The sequence below is a fragment of the Lysobacter sp. 05T417 genome, from assembly GCF_056396405.1.
On record NZ_JBFTLK010000008.1, the window covers coordinates 52323 to 69354 of the forward strand.

Genomic DNA, 17032 nt, shown 5'->3' on the forward strand with positions numbered 1-17032 from the left:
GGTCTTCGTCAGCCCTCGCTCCAACCCCTCTCCTGGGAGAAGCCAGCGGCGCAAGGCGCCGAGCCCGTGCTCGGTCGATAGCTGCGATCATGGCGGCATGAACGACACGCTCTCCGACGACTTTACTTCCCTGACCCTGGAGCCGGCCCTGCTGCAGGGCGTCCAGGCGCTGGGCTATACGAAGATGACGCCCGTGCAGGCCGCCGGCCTGCCGGCGATCCTGGCCGGGCACGACCTGATCGCCCAGGCGCCGACCGGCAGCGGCAAGACCGCCGCGTTTGGCCTGGGGCTGCTGCACCGCCTCGACCCCGCCCAGAGCGCGACCCAGGCACTGGTGCTGTGCCCGACCCGCGAACTGGCCGACCAGGTCGGCAAGCAACTGCGCAAGCTCGCCTTCGCCATTGCGAACCTGAAACTGTCGATCCTGTGCGGCGGCATGCCGCTGGCGCCGCAACTGGCCTCGCTCGAACACGCACCGCATGTCGTCGTCGGCACGCCGGGCCGGATCCAGGAACTGCTGCGCAAGCGCGCCCTGAACCTGTCGGCGCTGCGCACCCTGGTGTTTGACGAAGCCGACCGCATGCTCGACATGGGCTTCGAAGAGGCGATCCGCGAGATCGTCGGCAAGACCCCCAAGTCGCGCCAGGGCCTGCTGTTCTCGGCGACTTTCCCCGAGGCCGTGCGCGAGATCAGCCGCGGCCTGCTGCGCGAACCGCTTGAAGTCACCGTCGAAGGCGACGAACAGCATGCCGCCATCGACCAGCGCTTCTACGAAGCCGACACGACGAAGAAGACGCCGCTGCTGGCCGCGCTGCTGCTGCAGTACAAGCCCGAATCGTGCGTGGTGTTCTGCAACATGCGCCGCGATGTCGACGAGGTCGCCGCTTCGCTGGCGCACTACGGATTCACAGCATTGGCGCTGCACGGCGACATGGAGCAGCGCGACCGCGACGAAGTGCTGGTGCGCTTCGCCAACCGCAGCTGCACCGTGCTGGTCGCCAGCGATGTCGCCGCGCGCGGCCTCGACGTCAAGGAACTGGCGATGGTGGTCAACTACGACATGCCGCCCGACCCGGACATCTACGTGCACCGCATCGGCCGCACCGGACGCGCCGGCAGCGAAGGCGTCGCCTTGAGCCTGTGCAGTCCCCGCGAGCAGGCGCGCGCGACCGCGATCGAAGAGCGCCAGGGCTTGCCGTTGATCTGGTACAAGGCCACTCCGCTCGCAGGCAAGGCATCGGGCGTGGCGGCGGCGGCGATGGTGACGCTGCGCATCGATGCAGGCCGAACCGACAAGTTGCGGCCGGGCGACATCCTGGGTGCGCTCACCGGAGATGCCGGGCTGAAGGCCGACGCGGTCGGCAAGATCGACGTGTTCGCCACGCGCTCGTATGTAGCGGTGGCACGCGCACAGGCCACACCGGCGCTGGCGCGGCTGCGCGAAGGCAAGATCAAGGGACGGAAATTCCGCGTCAACCGGATGTAGCCGCCCTCACCCCGAGTGCGCGCGAGCCAGTGGCTCGCAAGCAGCGCCCTCTCGCCCTGAAAGGGGAGAGGGGCTTCTGCGCGGTCAGCGCTGATTGAAGGCGTACTTGCCCGGCCCGAGCAGCGCGATCGCCACGGCCGTGGCCAGGTACATGATCTGCAGTTCGATCGCCCAGCCACCTTGTTGGTTGAGATGGCCAATGTCGCCCTGGTGCACCAGGTACAGCGCGAACAGCATGTTGATCGCGACCAGGATCCCGCCAATGCGCGAGAAGAAGCCGGTGATCACCAGCAACGGCCCAAGGATCTCGCCGATCAGCACGCCATAGGCGAAAACACCCGGGAAACCCTGTGCTTCCACCATCTTGGTGATGCCTTCCAGGCCACCGTCGAGCTTGGAGATGCCGTGCAGGAAAACCAGAGCGCCGAGCGCGATACGCAGGATCAACTTGCCGGAGTCTTGCTGGGTGCTGCTATTCATGGCGGAACCCCTTGGTGACTGGACGTGGCTGGCTGAAAGGACAGGAAACGGCTGCTTGAATGGGGGCGGACGTGCTGATGGTCACGCCAGCGCGGCCTCCGGCGCAACTGGGGCGGGCCGCCGGTCAGCGGATCGGCAGGGCCACCCGCTCGCCGTGCCAGTTGAGGATCACGCTGTCGGCGGCAATTTCCTCCACCACCGCATCGCCGACCCGGTCGCCCTGGCCGACGCGGGTGCCGTCGATGATCGCGAAACGCTGGGCAGGCGTGGGCCCCCACATGTGCATGCTGATCTTCAGCGCGGGCAACTGCTCGCGCTCGCCGACGGGCAGGTCGGCCAGGCGCATCGGGGCAGGCGCCGCTCCAGCGCTGGCAGGCGCCGGCGCGGGAGGCGCAACGGCGACCGGCTGGGATGACGGTGGGGGCGGCGGCAACGAAAGCTGCGGCGGGGCGGGCTGCGGCGAGGCGCGCTCCTGCGAGGCACGCCCTGGCAAGGGCGAGGGCACCGCAGGAGCCAAAACGGCCGTGTCGGCAACGCGCGTCGCGGCCGTGGCCGTGGTCGTCGCTGTCGGCTCGCGTGGCGGCGGCAGCGCGGCAGGGATCGGGCGCACAGGCGCTGTTGCAGCGGCAGCCGGCTCCAGCGACGCGGTACGGGCGTTGGCGCTGGTCACCGCGGACGTGGGCACCGATGCGGCTTCGAGCGGCTCGCTCGAGGCCTGCGGTGCAGGCGCATCACTGACGGCCACCGCTCCGGCCGTGGACCGGAGATCGCGAACCCACCACAGCGTCGCCAGCACGGCCAGGCCACCGGCCAGCCACCATGGCCAGGCCGGCCGGCGCATCACCGGCCGGGTCACCAGCGGCGGCAGCTCGGCATACAGGTCCGGCGCCTGGCCGCGGCGGCGCTCGGCTTCGGACTTGCGCAGGGCGTCGAGGATCAGCGACATCGATTCATTCCCCGTCTTCGCCAGGCGCGCGCAAGCGCGGCCCGTCGCCATCGATTGCGGCCAGCGCCAGCAACGTCGCCGGGCCCACCAGTCCATCGCTGGCCAGGCCGCGATCGCGCTGGAACTGGCGCACCGCGTCCTGCATCGCGACATCGAAACCCGCGCCGCCTGCCTGCGCCGGCAGGTAGCGCGGTTGCAGGCGCGCGCGTACCCAGTCGGTCGCTGCGCCCTGGCTGCCCAGGCGTGGCGCCTCGGCGAGGAACGCCGGGCCGCGCCACAGTGCGGCCAGTTCGCCGTTCCAGAACTGCGGCAGGGCGATCCGGTCGACCGCGACCACCTCGTTGCCCAGCCGCAGCCGCACCTGTCGCGCATTCGCGCCTTCCAGCAACGCCCAGGCTTCGCTGCCGACCTCCTTGCCGCTGCCCTGGCGCAGGCGCAACAGCACCGGGCGGTCCTGGGCAATCAGCGCGTCGAGAGTGCTGCGGCCGCGCAGGCAATACACGCCTTCGGCCAGCACCGGCGGGCACGCCGCGGCGATGGCGACATCGGACGCCGCCGACGGCAATTGCCAGCGCGCCAGCAACTGGCCCCAGGCGGCCGTGGGCGTTGCCGCCGCCGCAGCGAGACGTGCGGCAAATCCTGTCGCATCCAGGCGATCTGGCGTCGAGGGCCGGACCGGTTTTGCCATCGCCGGCGCGGCGGGAGTGGATGCGGTGGCAGGCGACAGCGCCGGAGCCCGCGGCCACCACAGCGTCACGGCAAGGGCGAGCAACGCGATGGCGGCGATGGCCGCAGGTATCGCCAGCACGGCTTTCGGCGGCCACCATCGGCGCGCCTTGCGCGGCAGCACTTCGGCTGCGGCGCGATCGACCCAGCGACCGTCGACCAGGCGGGCATCGTTGGCATAGCCGGCCAGCAGGCTGCGCTCGGCGATGTTGTTGATCAGGCGCGGCACGCCGCCGGAATGCGCGTGGATGCGCCTGACCGCGGCGGCATTGAACGGGAAGTGCTGGCCACCGGCGACGCGAAAACGATGGCGCAGGTACTCGCCGGTCTCGGCGGCATCCAGTGGCGTGAGGTGGTAGCGCGCGGTGATGCGCTGGGCGAGCTGGCGCAGTTCGGCGCGGTCGAGCATCGTGCGCAGCTCGGGCTGGGCCAGCAGGATGATCTGCAGCAACTTCTGCGTCGGCGTTTCCAGGTTGGTCAGCAGGCGCACCTGCTCCAGCGCATCGACCGACAGGTTCTGCGCCTCGTCGATGATCAGCACCACGCGCAGGCCCTGCGCGTAGGCGTCCAGCAGGTACGCGTTGAGCGCGTCGACGAGCGCCTTGAGGCTGCCGCGCCGGCCTTCGAGGTCCAGGTGCAGTTCCTCGCAGATCGTCTCGAGCAGTTCGACCGGGGTCAGGCGCGGGTTCAGCACCAGCGCCACCCGCGTCGTCACCGGGATCTGCTCCAGCAGCAAGCGGCACAACGTGGTCTTGCCGGTGCCGACCTCGCCGGTGAGCTGGACGAAACCGCCACCGCCGCCCTGGTCGACGCCGAACAGCAGGTGCGCGAGCGCATCGCGGTGGCGTTCGCTGAGGAACACGAAACGCGGGTCCGGCGTGATCGAGAACGGCGGCTCGGTCAGGCCGTAGTGCTCGAGATACATGCGCAACCTGCAGGGAGTGATGGCGCCAAGCCTGCCACAAAAACCGGGTGGAGCGGGCCGCCTGGGCCGTGCCCGCGTGCCGGCGGCTAGTCGGCCGCGCCCTTGGCCTCGGCGGTTCCCAGCACTTGCGGATGCTGCAGGCGCCGAGGTTTGCCCAGCAACGGATGCACGAATACCGCAGCCAGGATGATGACCACGCCGACGTAGAACAGCCGGGTCAGCTCGTGCTGTTCGCCCAGCAGCAGCGCCGCCAGCACGATCGCGTAGACCGGCTCCAGGTTCACCGCCAGTTGCTGCGCGAACGCGCTCATGTGGCGCAGCGCAACCAGAGACAGGGTGAAGGGCAGCAGCGTGCAGGCCAGCGACAGGCCCAGCAGCAGGATGATGTCGTGGCCGCTGGGAACGACCAGCAGCGGTCCGGCGAACGCCGGGAACACCAGCGGCATCAGCGGCGCCAGCACGGTGAGGGTCAACGTGCCGGCGCCCAGCTCCAGCGCGGTCACGGTCAGCGGATCGCCGTGTTCGACCAGGCGCTTGTTGAGCGAGCCGAACAGCGCCACCAGCAGCGCCGACATCGCGCCCACGGCAATGCCCGCGCGCATCCCGGCCGGCACGCCGCCGACCACCAGCACCACGCCGGGCAGCACCATCAGGCCGAGCGCCAGTTCGCGCTTGGAGAAACGGGTGCGGGTCAGCCACGGTTCGATCATCGCCACGAACACGGTGCCCAGCGCCATGCAGGTGGCCCCGACCGAGGCGTTGGACAGCTTGATCGCGCCGTAGAAGGTCAGCCAATGCAGCGAGACCAGCGCGCCGATGCCGGCATAGGCCAGCATCAACCGCGGCGACATTGCCCGCAGGCCGCGCCAGACGCGCGGCAGCAGCGCCAGCGCGGCGACCACGATCAGCATGCGCCACCACACCAGCGGCAACGCCGGCAGCGTGATCAGCTTGCCGAGGATCGCCGTGAAGCCCCACAGCATCACGCAGAAATGGATTTGCAGTTGCGCCTTGCTGGTCGGGCTCATTCGGTCCTGGCGGGGCGTGTGGGGGCGTGGGGCGCTATTGTAGGCACCAGGAAGAAACAACCGAGGGATCGCACGATCGTGAGCGACGCCTTCATCGCCCATCTGCACGACCTGCTGGACGGGCTGGGACGGGTCAGCACCCGGGCCATGTTCGGCGGACACGGCATCTACCTCGACGGCGCCCTGGTCGGCGTCGTCATCGAGGAAGCCCTGTACCTGAAGGTGGACAACGAGACCCGCCTGCATTTCGAGGCCGCGGGCAGCGAGCCGTACATCTATCTGGGCCAGCAGCTGCCGATCAGGATGAGCTACTGGTCGGTGCCGGCGGCGGCCATGGAATCGCCGCAGGCGATGAAGCCCTGGGCCGAGCTGGCCTACGCCGCCGCGCTGCGCAAGAGTCCGTCCAAGCGCCGGATGTAGCGGCGGGCGAACGATTTTGCGCGGCGATGTCGATTTCGCGCCGGCCCGTTCGTCGTGACAGTGAAGGCAGCCACCGCGCGTCGAACGCGCAGCGCCGGGCCGCCTCACTTCGTCCACACCCGGAACCCGTCATGACCCGCCATCGCTCCGCCCCCGTCCTGCTTGCCGCCTCGCTTCTCGTCCTGGCCGCGGCCGCATCGGCCAAACCGGTCCGCTACGAGATCGACCCGGCCCACACCTATCCGAGCTTCGAGGCCGACCACATGGGCGTGTCGGTGTGGCGCGGCAAGTTCAACAGCAGCCAGGGCGAAATCTCGCTCGACAAGGCAGCCAGCACCGGTTCGGTGGAAGTGACCATCGATACCGCCAGCGTCGACTACGGCCTGGACGTGATGAACGACAAGGCGCGCGAGGCCGACCTGCTCGACAGCGGCAAGTACCCGAAGGCGGTCTACAAGGGGCGCCTGGTCGATTTCCGCGACGGTGCTCCGACCCGCGTTGACGGCGAACTGACCCTGCGCGGCGTGACGCGGCCGCTGGACCTCACCATCGACCGCTTCAAGTGCGTCCCGCACCCCATGTACAAGCGCGAGCTGTGCGGCGCCGATGCGCTGGGCACGTTCCGCCGCGACGAGTTCGGCATCGATGCCGGCAAGGATTTCGGCTTCGACATGAACGTGACGTTGCGCATCCAGGTGGAGGCGGTGCAGGCGCCTTGACGGGAAGCGCAAAGAGATTCTTGCCGGTGCGCTAACGGTGCATGCCGGACCATCCGACCACACGGTCACCACAGAAGGAGAAGCAGACGATGGCTTTCTATGTTGATGGATATGTATTGCCGCTGCCGAAGAAGAACCTGGCCGCTTACCGCACGATGGCGCGCAAGGCCGGCAAGATCTGGCGCGAATACGGCGCGCTGGAGGTCAACGAATGCGTGGCCGACGATGTCAAGCCAGGCAAGCTGACCTCGTTCCCGCAGGCGGTGAAGCTCAAGGCCGACGAGGTCGTGGTGTTCTCGTGGATCGTCTACAAGTCGCGCGCGCAGCGCGACAAGATCAACAAGCAGGTGATGGGCGATCCGCGCCTGGCCGACATGATGAACCCGAAGAACGCGCCGTTCGACGGCAAGCGCATGTTCTGGGGCGGCTTCAAGCCGATCGTCTCGCTCTGACGGTCAGCCTTGTGCCAGGCACTCTGCGGCGCGCTGCCGCAGCAGTGTCTGTTCGCGCGCGTTGCGGGTCATGCCCGCGGCGCGCTCGAATTCGCTGCGCGCCTCGTCAAAGCGGCCGAGCTTGCGCAGCAGGTCGCCGCGCACGCTGGGCAGCAGGTGGTAGTCCTTCAGCAAGGGGTCGCCGGTGAGCGCGTCGACCACGGCCAGTCCGGCTGCCGGCCCGAACAGCATCGACAGGGCCACCGCGCGATTGAGCTCCACCACCGGCGACGGCACCTGCCGCGCCAGCGCGCCGTAGAGGCCGACGATGCCGGCCCAGTCGGTTTCCTCGGCGGTCAATGCACGGGCATGGCAGGCGGCGATCGCGGCCTGCAACGTATACGGGCCGCGCGGCGGATCACGCACGGCGCCCAGTTTCTCCGCGCGCTCCAGCGCCGACAGCCCGCGATGGATCAGCAACTGGTCCCAGCGGGCGCGGTTCTGTTCGAGCAGCAGCACCGGCTCGCCGTTGCCGTCCACGCGCGCCGCTGCACGCGAGGCCTGGATTTCCATCAGCGCGAGCAGGCCGTGGACTTCCGGTTCGTTCGGCACCAGCCCGGCGAGGATGCGGCCCAGGCGCAGCGCGTCCTCGCACAGGCCCGGGCGCATCCAGTCGTCGCCCGCAGTGGCGGCATAGCCTTCGTTGAAGATCAGGTAGACCACTGCAAGCACCGAAGAAAGGCGCTGTGCGAGTTCCTCGCCGCGCGGCACTTCGTACGGCACCTGCTTGTCGGCCAGCGTGCGCTTGGCACGGACGATGCGCTGGGCGATGGTCGGCTCCGGCACCAGGAACGCGCGTGCGATCTCGTCTGTGCTCAGGCCACCGAGCAGGCGCAGCGTGAGTGCCACCTGCGCCGGCGTCGACAGCACCGGATGGCAGGCGGTGAACACCAGGCGCAGCAGGTCGTCGCCAATCGGATCGTCGAGCTTGTCCAGGTGCCCGTCGTCGGCGCTTTCCTGTTCGGATTCGAGCTCGCGCGCCAGTTCCTCGTGCTTGCGCTGCAGCAGCTTGCTGCGGCGCAGGCGGTCGATAGCGCGGTGCTTGGCGGTGGCCATCAGCCACGCGCCGGGCTGGTCGGGCACGCCGGTTTCGGGCCAGCGCTCCAGGGCCGCGACCAGCGCGTCCTGTGCCAGTTCCTCGGCCAGGCCAACGTCGCGCACCATGCGCGCGAGCGTTGCGATCAATCGTGCCGATTCGATGCGCCATACGGCATCGATGCTGCGGTGGATGTCGGTCGCCGTCATGGCGACCGATCACACCACCGACGCAATGCCGTTGCAAGTGCTCGAAGTAGCATCAGCTGCCGCGCTCGGACAACTGCCTGAGATTGTCCAGGCCGGCTTCGAAGTCCTTGCCGATCATCCGGTCCATGTTCACGAATACGCTGAACAGCTTGGACATGTACGGCTGGTCGCCGTTCATCGACCAGGTCACGTCGCTGCCGTTGCCTTGCGGGACGATGGTGAACTGCGCAGTGCTGCGCGCCTGCATCGGCCGGCTGAAGTCGAGCTGGATCTCGATCCGTGACGACGGCACCGACTGCACGATCTCCATCCGCCCTGCGCCGGCCTTGCTGTTGCCATCCCAGCGGTAGGTGGCGCCGATGCCCTGCGCCGCGCCGCCGATCTCGCGCTGCATCTGCGGATCGAGCTTCTCGTACGGCGACCACGCCTGCCAGCGGCGGAAATCGTTGATCTGCGCGAATACCTGCTCCGGCGGCGCCTGGATATGGGCGCGGCGTTCGACACGGAAGGTGTCGGGGCGGGTCGCGGCGAAGAGCAGGACGGCCGCAATCAACACGACGACGGCTATGGCGATGAACTTGAACATGCGTGGCTCCGTTAGGGGGTCAATGTTTCGGTTTCGAATCGATGGGTGTGGGCGGTCCGGCGTGCTGCTGCATCTGCTCGAATCCCGCCGCGGCCTTCTGCACATCGGCGGGGAAGTCGGCCATTTCCTGCACCTGCCGGACCTCGATCACTTCGTTGTTGGAAGCCGGACAGCGCGAGGCCCAGGCGATGGCCTCCTCGCGCGACTTCACCTGGATCATCCAGTAGCCGCCCAGCACTTCCCTGGCTTCGCTGAAGGGGCCGTCTGTGACATGCGGCTTGCCATCCGTGAAGCTGACGCGCGCGCCCATCGACGGCGGGTGCAGCCCATCGAGGGCGAGCAGCACGCCGGCCTTCTGCAGCGATTCGTTGTATTTCATCATTGCCGCGACTGCTTCGGCGTCGGGCATCGTTCCCGGCTCGGCGGACTCGTAGCCCTTGGGGATCATCAGCATCATGAATCGCATGGCGGCGGCTCCCGTGGTGGTGGGTGGATCAGCAGTTGGCCGGCACGGCGCCGGGTTTCATGTGGATGAACTCCCACAGGTGGCCGTCCAGGTCCTCGAAGCCGTGTCCGTACATGAACCCCTGGTCGCTGGCGTCGAAGTGCGTCTTCGCGCCGGCGGCCACGGCCTTGGCGACGATGCGGTCGACCGCGTTGCTGCTGTCCATCGACAGGCACACGATCGCCTCGGTGGACCGGGTCGCATCGCTGACCGGCTTGCGGGTGAAGGTCTGGAAGAACGCCTGCGTCAACAGCATCACGTAGATGCTGTCGGACACGACCATGCAGGCGCCCTGTTCGTTGGTGAAGTCGGGGTTGAAGGAATAGCCGAGTTTCTCGAAGAAGTCGACGGAACGGTCGAGGTCGCTGACCGGCAGGTTGACGTAGATCTGGCTGCCCATGGCGGTCATGCCTCGCGCTCGCAGTTGATCATCCACGACACGCCGAAGTGGTCGACGAGCATGCCGAAACTGACCGCCCAGAAGGTCTTCTCCAGCGCCATGACCACATGGCCCTTTTCCGACAGCGCCTTGAACACGCGCTCGGCCTCGGCCGCGGAGTCGACGTTGAGCGCGATCGCGCAGCCCTTGATGCCTTCGTAGTTGTCGGTCGGCATGCCATCCGACGCCATCAGCACCTGGTCGCCGACGTGCAGGCGCGCGTGCATGATCTTGTCGTGGTGGTCGGCCGGCACATGGTCGCAGGCCGGGCTGTCACCAAATCTGGTGATCGGATCGAGCGTGCCGCCAAGCGCCTGCGCATAGAAGCGCATGGCGGCCTCGCAGTTGCCGTTGAAGGTGAGATAGGCGTTGATCTTCATGGGACGTCCTTGAGAGTGGAGTGGGGATGGAGGGGGTGAAAGGATCAGTCGGCGCCGGCGACGCGATGGATCTGCGACACACCGTTGCCGGCGATGGCGAGGAACTTGTGGGTGGCATCGAGCGCGGCTTCTTCCGAGGGCAACCGCATCAGCGCGAACCCGGCAATGACTTCCTTGCTTTCGCTGAAGGGTCCGTCGGTGACCGTGTAGTGGCTGTCGTTGCGGCGCACGCGCGTGGGCCTGGCGAACAGGCCGCCAGTGGCGAGCAGTTCACCGGCAGCGCGGCTGCGCTCGATGAAAGCCTGCATCTCCTGCATGTGGTCGTCGCAACCAGGTTGCGTGGCCTGCGCGGCGTCCGGCGTGTAGAGCATCAGGAACTGCATGGGGAAGCCTCGTGTCTTGGGAGGGGAAGGAGAGGGGAGCGGATCACTGGCGCGCGGCGATCTGTTCGCGCAGGCGGTCTTCCTGGGCGCGCAGCTCCGGCGTGAATTCGGCGCCGAAGTCGCAGGCCTCGAAGATCTGGCGGATCTCGATCTCGCACGGCTCGTCGCCGTCGAACAACGCAGGCGCGCGCTTGACCCACTCGACCGCCTCGGCCAGAGAGCCGGTCTGGAACAGCCAGTAGCCGGCGATGAGTTCCTTGGACTCGGCGAACGGGCCGTCGATGACGGTGCGCTGCTTGCCGGAGAACCGCACGCGGGCGCCCTTGCTGCTGGGGTGCAGCCCTTCGCCGCCGACCATCACGCCGGCCTTCACCAGTTCTTCGTTGTACTGGCCCATCTGGGTCAGCAGTTCTTCGCTCGGCATCACGCCGGCTTCCGAGTCCGCATTGGCGCGGACGATCACCATGAAGCGCATCGTCGTCTCCTGTTTTTCGAACCGCCGCAGTGGGGCTCTTGTCAGGACGACGAACGGGGAAGGGCGGGATCGACACGCCCGCAGAGTTTTTTTCAGTCCGTCGGCAGCGCCAGCAGCCAGTCCACGAACGTCTGTGCCGCTGCGCGCAGCCGGCGGTGCGACGGGTAGACGATGTAGTAGCCCCAGCGCGCCTTCACGGTCGGCACCGGCAAGCGCTGCAGGCGCCCGCTCTCCAGGTAGGGCACGACGATGCGTGAGCGCGCCAGTGCGATGCCCATGCCAAACGCCGCGGCATTCATCGCATCGGTGCTGTCGCTGAAGGTCAGCCGCTCCTCGAACTTGGCCCCGTGCACGCCGGCGGCACGGAACCAGTCGTGCCAGCCCTGGCGCGAGTGGTCGGAGATCAGCGGGTGCCCGGCCAGGTCGGCGGCCTGGGTGATCCCTTGCAGCCCGGGATAGGCCGGCGAGATCACCGGCAGCAGCCCTTCGTCCATCAGGAAGTGCGCGGTCAATCCGGCCCAGTGCCCGGGTCCGTGGCGGATGCCGAAATCCGGGCCGGGGTCATCGAAGCGGGCCAGCGCGACCTCGGTATCGACGCTCAAGCGCAGGTGCGGGTGGGCGTCGGTAAACGCCGCCAGTCGCGGCAGCAACCAGGTGTAGGTCAGCGAGTGCAGGGTGGTGAAGCGGATGCGGTCGCTGTCCTCGCGGCCCAGTTGCAGGCTGCGCAAAACGCCGTCGACGTCGGCCAGGGCGCTGCCGGCGGCATCGGCCAGCTTGCGGCCTTCGGCGGTCAGGGCGACCCCGCGCGCATGGCGCTGGAACAGCGCCACCCCCAGCCGCGACTCCAGCTTGCGGACGTGGTGGCTGACCGCGCTGGCGGTCAGGTGCAGCTCCTCGGCGGCGTGGGCGAAGTTCTGGTGCCGGGCCGCCGATTCGAATGCCGTCAGGGCCGGCAGCCAGTCCGCGCGCAGTGCCATGTCGAGCCTCAAATCTGGTTTGTGTCTGACAGCCAAAGTATGCGCTTGTGCGGCGCGCGGACGGAATCACAATAGCGACCTGGCAAGAGCCAGATTAGTCGATGGGCGCCGACCCGGCCCCGAACGCAGGAGCGGGAAGACAATGGGCCAGCTGCACGAAGTCATGGCGGTATCACGGATGCAGGCGCTGTCGATCGATGCCGTACCGGCGATCGAGGTCGGCCCGGGCTGCCTGCGCCGCGACCTGCCGGCCGGCCCCGGCCTGCGCATGTGGGTGGTCGAAATGGCGCCCGGCGCGGAGTGGCCGGTGCTGGATCACCACGAGACCGGCGAGTCCTACTACGTCATCAGCGGCGAAGTGATCGAGGGCGAGTCCCGTCACGGCGCCGGGACATACGTGTACTTCGCGCCCGACAGCCGGCACCGTCCGCGCACCGAAACCGGCGTGCAGATGATCGGCGTCAACCTTCGTTACGCTTCGTTCCTTGCTGCCGGTGGCAGCCCCGAATCGATCACGCATTGCTACCACCCGACGCAGGGCTGATCCGCCCGCGCGCTGGCCTTCGTTTCCGCACACGTCCTCCCCCACGAGTACGTCCTCATCAAGAGGTTTGGCATGACCAGCATTGCATCTGCTTCGACGCTTCCCGACACGCAAGAGCGCGGCTGGATCACGCCGCTGGAACTCGGCGTGCTTGGCGCCATCTGGGGCGGCTCGTTCCTGTTCATGCGCGTGGCCGTCGGCGACTTCGGCGCGATGGCGCTGGTGGAGATGCGCCTGGCGCTGGGCTCGCTGGTCCTGCTGCCGTTCCTGTTGCGCGCGCGCTCGCAGTTCCCGGCCCGGATGTGGCCGAAGATCGCGATCATCGGCGCGCTGAATTCGGCGATGCCGTTCATGCTGTTCGCGTGGGCGGCGAAGTCCGCGCCGGCCGGCGTGGGCGCGATCACCAATGCGATGACGGTACTGTTCACAGCGCTGGTCGGTTTCCTGTTCTTCGGCGAGAAGATCGGCTCGCGCCGCGCGATCGCACTGCTTGTCGGCTTCCTCGGCGTGGTGGTGCTGGCGAGCGACAAGACTGCCGGCGCCAGCATCGGCTGGGCGGTGGCGGCCGGTGCCGGCGCGTCGTTCCTGTACGGCCTCGGCCTCAACCTGGTGCGCCGCCACCTGACCGGCCTGCCGCCGGCGGCCGTGGCCTCGGCGACGCTGGGCACCTCGGCGCTGCTGACGCTGCCGTTCGCCATCGCCAACTGGCCGACGCATGCCATCGCGATGAAGTCGTGGCTGTCGGCGGGCATGCTCGGCGTGCTCTGCACCGGCCTGGCATTCGTCATGTACTACCGCCTGATCGCCCGGATCGGCGCAGGTCGCGCCTCGACTGTGACCTACCTGATCCCGGTGTTCGGCGTGGCGTGGGCCTGGCTGCTGCTGGATGAGCCGCTGACGCTGAAGATGGGCATTGCCGGCGCGATGATCCTGGGCAGCGTGGCCCTGAGCCAGCGCACAGCGAAGTGACGCATTGGCCCGTGCGCTCCGCGCACGGCTTTGCCAATGCGTCATCCCGGCGAAAGCCGGGATCCACCACACAAGCCATGGAACGGACCCCCATGCCCGACAAGCGCGTAGTTTTCGACTTCGACCTGGAATTCACCAACGGCGGCGGCATCCAGGGCCAGGACTTCCGCCTCGACATCGATGGCGACGACATCGCCGATGCGGCCCTGGTCGACTACATCGTCCGCGACCTGCGCCTGTTGATGGTCGGCCCCTCCCGCATCCTCAACAAGAAGATCATCACCGAGCCGCACAAGCGCAAGGCGGAAAGCGCATCAAGCGGCCGCGTGTACGTCGACCTCAGCCACGTGATCGAGGACGGCCTGGTCACCTACCCCGGCCTGCCGGCGGCACGCGTGTGCGACTACCTCAGCCGCGAGCAATCGCGCGAGAAGTACGCGGCGGGCACGCAGTTCCAGATCGCGAAGATCGAGATGGTCGCCAACACCGGCACCTACATCGACTGCCCGTCGCACCGGTACGCGCACGGCAAAGATCTGTCGCAAGTGGGAATCGCGGCGTTCGCCGACCTCGACGGCATCGTCGTCCGTGCCGACCATCGCGAAGTCCGCGCCATCGACGCTTCCTGGTTTCGCGACAAGGAACTGCGCGGCCGCGCCGTGCTCGTCCACACCGGCTGGGACGCCCATTGGCGCGAAGCCGCCTACGCCGTCGACCACCCGTTCCTGACCGAAGACGCGGCCGCCTATCTGCGCGACTGCGGCGTCGCCCTGGTCGGCATCGACTCGATGAACATCGACGACACCCGCGGCGGCGAACGTCCGGTGCACACGACCCTGCTGGGCGCCGACATCCTCATCGTCGAGCACCTGTGCAACCTGTCGGCGCTGCCGGACGAAGGCTTCGCCTTCAGCGCGATCCCGCCGAAGGTGAAGGGCGCGGGCACGTTCCCCGTGCGCGCGATGGCGCGGCTATAGCTCGTCCGGCTCGTCGGCAATCCGTGCCTGCGCACGCGCCAGGCTCGCACCCGTCACCGCCCAGGCCAGGGCGATGGCCGCGCCCACCAGCGCTGCGATGGCCGGCTGCTGCGCGAGCATGTCGACGAACGTCTTGGCCCAGCCGCTGACCGCATCGGCGCCGCGGTAAACCACCGAGTCGATGAAACTCTTGGCCTTGTACTTGGCCTCGGTCGGGACCACGGTGAACAGCATCTCGCGGCCCGGCCGGACGAAGGCGTACTCGCCGAAACGCCGCACCACCATCACCACCGCCATCACCGCGAACGTCGGCGCCAGTGCGAGCCAGAGGAAGCCGAGCATGGTCACCAGCGGCACCGCGACCAGCAGCGCACCCAGCCCCAGTCGTTGCACCAGGCGCCCGGTGAGGAACAGCTGCGAGGCGATGGTCAGGCTCTGCACGATCACATCGATCGTGCCGAACACCTGGGTCTGGTCGGCGCGGTCGGGGAAGCGCAGTTCGATCAGGCGCGCCTGTTCGAAGTAGAGGAAGGTGCTGACGCTGGCCAGCAACAGCACGAACGCGGAAATGCCGAGCAGGTAGGGCGAGCGCATCACCGTGGTGATGCCGGCCAGCGGGCTGCCCCCGAGCGGACGCGCACGCGCGCCGGCGGTGAGTTCCTCGCGCACGGGATGGGCGTCGCGCCAGCGTTGCAGGTGGCGCGCGGCGAAGATGGCCGCGACCAGCAGCGCTGCCGCCAGCCACAGCAGCCCGGCGTGGCCGATCTGCTCCACCAGCGCGATGCCCAGCAGCGGCCCGACCAGTCCGCCGAGGCTGGCGCCGGCGGCCATCAGCGCGAACACACGCTTGGCCTGTGCGGTCGGGAACAGGTCCACGCACACGCTCCACACCACCGACACCGCGATCAGGTTGAACACCGAGATCCAGATGTAGAACGTGCGCGCGACCCACAGGTTCTCGGGATCGGCCTGGAAGCACAGCGCGAACACCACCAGGTTGGCGGCGAAGAAACCGAACGTCCACGGCAGGATGTGTCGCCGCTGCACCTTGGCCGCGATCCAGCCGAACAGCGGCATCACCGCCAGAGTCGCGACGAAGGTGCCGGTGAACAGCCACTGCAGGTTGTCGACGCCACCGGCGACGCCCATGGTCTCGCGCACCGGCCGCAGCATGAAATAGCCGGCGAACAGCAGGAAGAAGACCAGGGCCCCGGCCAGCACCGGCGGCGTTTCCTCTTCGGTCACACCGAAGACGGCGGCGATCTTGTGGGTCCAGTTCGCCATCCGTCAGGCCAGCGCCGCGACCAGCGCGTCGCGCTGCTTTGCGTCGAGCAGCTCGCCGGTGCCCGCCTTCAGGTTGTCGGTCTGATGGCGCGCCTTGGACGTGGCCGGGATCACCACCGTCACCGCCGGATGGCTGAGGACGAACTTGAGGATCAACTGCGCCCACGAATCGGCGCCGACCTCGGCTGCCCACGCCGGCAGCGGCTTGTCGCGCGTCTGCGAAATCAGCTGGCCGTCCTCGAAGGCGCGGTTGATCATCACCGCGATGCCCAGCTCCTGCGCCAGCGGGAAGATCGCCTTCTCGGCCCCGCGCGACACCGGCGAGTAGTTGATCTGCACCCAGTCGGGCTTGTACTGGCGCATTTCCTCGGCCAATTGCGACTGGCCTTCCTCGCGGTAATGGGTAAGGCCGACGTAGCGGGTCTTGCCTTGCTGCTTCAACTCTCGCGCCACTCCAATCTGCGTGGCCGTGTCGCGCAGGTTGTGGACCTGCAGCAGTTCGACCTTGTCGGTCTTGAGCCGGCGCAGCGAATCCTCGAACTGGGCCAGGCCCTGGTCCCTGCCGCTGACGCCCGACAGCTTGGTGGCGATGAACAGTTTCTCGCGTGCCCGGGCGTCGGCGACCAGGTCGCCGAGCACGTCTTCGGCGGTGGAGTAGGTCGGGGCGGTGTCGATGAGCCTGCCGCCGGCCGCGACGAAGGTGTCGAGCACTTCGCGCAACTGTGCGCGCGCCGGCGGTTCGGAACCGACCTCGAAACTGCCGGACGTGCCCATGCCGATGACGGGGATCTTCTCGCCGCTCGATGGCACCGCGCGCGCAATCAGCGGGCCCTTGAACGGCGGCGGCGTGGCGTCGGTCGCCGCGCCCGGTTCGGTTTCCTTGCTGCACGCGGCCAAGGGCGCGAAGGCGATGCCTGCGGCTGTCAGGGCGGCGGTGGAAATGAACTCGCGACGGTTGCTCATGGCGTGATCTCTTCCGGCACAGGAGGACGGATTGTGACCCCGTTGCGAGCGCGCCGGGAGAGTGCCGATTGGCAGGGATCGGCC

At 68.2% G+C, this 17032-nt stretch carries 21 protein-coding genes; 7 read left to right on the plus strand and 14 right to left on the minus strand.

Features of this window, described 5'->3' with window-relative positions; translation table 11 throughout:
* Nucleotides 1–97: 97 nt before the first annotated feature.
* Nucleotides 98–1486, plus strand: coding sequence for an ATP-dependent RNA helicase DbpA (dbpA, locus tag AC1DER_RS15115; RefSeq protein WP_477248397.1), 1389 nt, complete (start codon nucleotides 98–100; stop codon nucleotides 1484–1486).
* Between the two features lie 84 nt (nucleotides 1487–1570).
* On the opposite strand, the gene AC1DER_RS15120 is transcribed toward dbpA, so the two are convergent.
* The 4 genes from AC1DER_RS15120 to AC1DER_RS15135 all read right to left on the minus strand — a co-directional run bounded on the left by AC1DER_RS15120 (nucleotide 1571) and on the right by AC1DER_RS15135 (nucleotide 5591).
* Entirely contained in the window at nucleotides 1571–1966 is a 396-nt protein-coding gene (locus AC1DER_RS15120; protein WP_441817501.1) for a DoxX family protein, read from the minus strand.
* A 124-nt stretch (nucleotides 1967–2090) separates the two neighbouring features.
* Nucleotides 2091–2912, minus strand: a complete 822-nt coding sequence (locus tag AC1DER_RS15125; RefSeq protein WP_477358119.1) for a general secretion pathway protein GspB — start codon at nucleotides 2910–2912, stop codon at nucleotides 2091–2093.
* A 4-nt stretch (nucleotides 2913–2916) separates the two neighbouring features.
* On the minus strand, nucleotides 2917–4563 hold the full coding sequence (locus AC1DER_RS15130; protein ID WP_477246437.1) for an ExeA family protein: 1647 nt from the start codon (nucleotides 4561–4563) through the stop codon (nucleotides 2917–2919).
* Between the two features lie 86 nt (nucleotides 4564–4649).
* Nucleotides 4650–5591, minus strand: coding sequence for a DMT family transporter (locus AC1DER_RS15135; protein WP_441817498.1), 942 nt, complete (start codon nucleotides 5589–5591; stop codon nucleotides 4650–4652).
* A 78-nt stretch (nucleotides 5592–5669) separates the two neighbouring features.
* Between AC1DER_RS15135 and AC1DER_RS15140 the strand changes: the two genes are divergently transcribed.
* The 3 genes from AC1DER_RS15140 to AC1DER_RS15150 all read left to right on the plus strand — a co-directional run bounded on the left by AC1DER_RS15140 (nucleotide 5670) and on the right by AC1DER_RS15150 (nucleotide 7182).
* On the plus strand, nucleotides 5670–6011 hold the full coding sequence (locus AC1DER_RS15140) for a TfoX/Sxy family protein (RefSeq protein WP_441817497.1): 342 nt from the start codon (nucleotides 5670–5672) through the stop codon (nucleotides 6009–6011).
* A 131-nt stretch (nucleotides 6012–6142) separates the two neighbouring features.
* Nucleotides 6143–6730 (plus strand): YceI family protein, encoded by a 588-nt coding sequence (locus AC1DER_RS15145; protein WP_477246435.1) that lies wholly within the window; start codon nucleotides 6143–6145, stop codon nucleotides 6728–6730.
* An 89-nt stretch (nucleotides 6731–6819) separates the two neighbouring features.
* Nucleotides 6820–7182, plus strand: coding sequence for a DUF1428 domain-containing protein (locus AC1DER_RS15150; protein WP_477246433.1), 363 nt, complete (start codon nucleotides 6820–6822; stop codon nucleotides 7180–7182).
* A 3-nt stretch (nucleotides 7183–7185) separates the two neighbouring features.
* On the opposite strand, the gene AC1DER_RS15155 is transcribed toward AC1DER_RS15150, so the two are convergent.
* The 8 genes from AC1DER_RS15155 to AC1DER_RS15190 all read right to left on the minus strand — a co-directional run bounded on the left by AC1DER_RS15155 (nucleotide 7186) and on the right by AC1DER_RS15190 (nucleotide 12211).
* Nucleotides 7186–8466 (minus strand): RNA polymerase sigma factor, encoded by a 1281-nt coding sequence (locus AC1DER_RS15155; RefSeq protein ID WP_477246431.1) that lies wholly within the window; start codon nucleotides 8464–8466, stop codon nucleotides 7186–7188.
* Nucleotides 8467–8518: 52 nt separating this feature from the next.
* Nucleotides 8519–9052: an SRPBCC family protein gene (locus AC1DER_RS15160; protein ID WP_477246429.1), complete on the minus strand. Its 534-nt coding sequence runs from the start codon at nucleotides 9050–9052 to the stop codon at nucleotides 8519–8521.
* Nucleotides 9053–9071: 19 nt separating this feature from the next.
* A complete protein-coding gene (locus AC1DER_RS15165; RefSeq protein ID WP_477246427.1) occupies nucleotides 9072–9518 on the minus strand; it encodes a YciI family protein in 447 nt (148 codons plus the stop codon).
* Nucleotides 9519–9546: 28 nt separating this feature from the next.
* Nucleotides 9547–9957 carry a VOC family protein gene (locus AC1DER_RS15170; RefSeq protein ID WP_477358122.1) on the minus strand — a complete coding sequence of 137 codons (411 nt, stop codon included), beginning with the start codon at nucleotides 9955–9957 and terminating at the stop codon, nucleotides 9547–9549.
* Nucleotides 9958–9962: 5 nt separating this feature from the next.
* Nucleotides 9963–10376, minus strand: coding sequence for a VOC family protein (locus AC1DER_RS15175; RefSeq protein WP_441817490.1), 414 nt, complete (start codon nucleotides 10374–10376; stop codon nucleotides 9963–9965).
* A 44-nt stretch (nucleotides 10377–10420) separates the two neighbouring features.
* Nucleotides 10421–10759: a YciI family protein gene (locus AC1DER_RS15180; RefSeq protein ID WP_477246422.1), complete on the minus strand. Its 339-nt coding sequence runs from the start codon at nucleotides 10757–10759 to the stop codon at nucleotides 10421–10423.
* Between the two features lie 43 nt (nucleotides 10760–10802).
* Nucleotides 10803–11234, minus strand: a complete 432-nt coding sequence (locus tag AC1DER_RS15185; protein WP_441817488.1) for a YciI family protein — start codon at nucleotides 11232–11234, stop codon at nucleotides 10803–10805.
* Nucleotides 11235–11326: 92 nt separating this feature from the next.
* Nucleotides 11327–12211: a LysR substrate-binding domain-containing protein gene (locus tag AC1DER_RS15190; RefSeq protein WP_477246420.1), complete on the minus strand. Its 885-nt coding sequence runs from the start codon at nucleotides 12209–12211 to the stop codon at nucleotides 11327–11329.
* A 142-nt stretch (nucleotides 12212–12353) separates the two neighbouring features.
* Between AC1DER_RS15190 and AC1DER_RS15195 the strand changes: the two genes are divergently transcribed.
* From AC1DER_RS15195 to AC1DER_RS15205, 3 genes are all read left to right on the plus strand, one after another.
* The gene (locus AC1DER_RS15195; RefSeq protein WP_441817486.1) at nucleotides 12354–12755 is read left to right on the plus strand and encodes a cupin domain-containing protein; all 402 of its coding nucleotides are present in this window, start codon (nucleotides 12354–12356) and stop codon (nucleotides 12753–12755) included.
* A gap of 72 nt (nucleotides 12756–12827) precedes the next feature.
* Nucleotides 12828–13724, plus strand: a complete 897-nt coding sequence (locus AC1DER_RS15200) for a DMT family transporter (RefSeq protein WP_477246417.1) — start codon at nucleotides 12828–12830, stop codon at nucleotides 13722–13724.
* A gap of 77 nt (nucleotides 13725–13801) precedes the next feature.
* Nucleotides 13802–14701, plus strand: a complete 900-nt coding sequence (locus AC1DER_RS15205) for a cyclase family protein (protein ID WP_477246415.1) — start codon at nucleotides 13802–13804, stop codon at nucleotides 14699–14701.
* Here the strand turns inward: AC1DER_RS15205 and AC1DER_RS15210 are convergent.
* Together AC1DER_RS15210 and AC1DER_RS15215 are read right to left on the minus strand one after the other, a co-directional pair.
* Nucleotides 14696–15985 carry an NTP/NDP exchange transporter gene (locus tag AC1DER_RS15210; protein ID WP_477246413.1) on the minus strand — a complete coding sequence of 430 codons (1290 nt, stop codon included), beginning with the start codon at nucleotides 15983–15985 and terminating at the stop codon, nucleotides 14696–14698. The genes AC1DER_RS15205 and AC1DER_RS15210 overlap by 6 nt on opposite strands.
* Nucleotides 15986–15988: 3 nt before the next feature.
* Entirely contained in the window at nucleotides 15989–16948 is a 960-nt protein-coding gene (locus AC1DER_RS15215; RefSeq protein ID WP_477246411.1) for an aldo/keto reductase, read from the minus strand.
* Nucleotides 16949–17032: the final 84 nt, after the last annotated feature.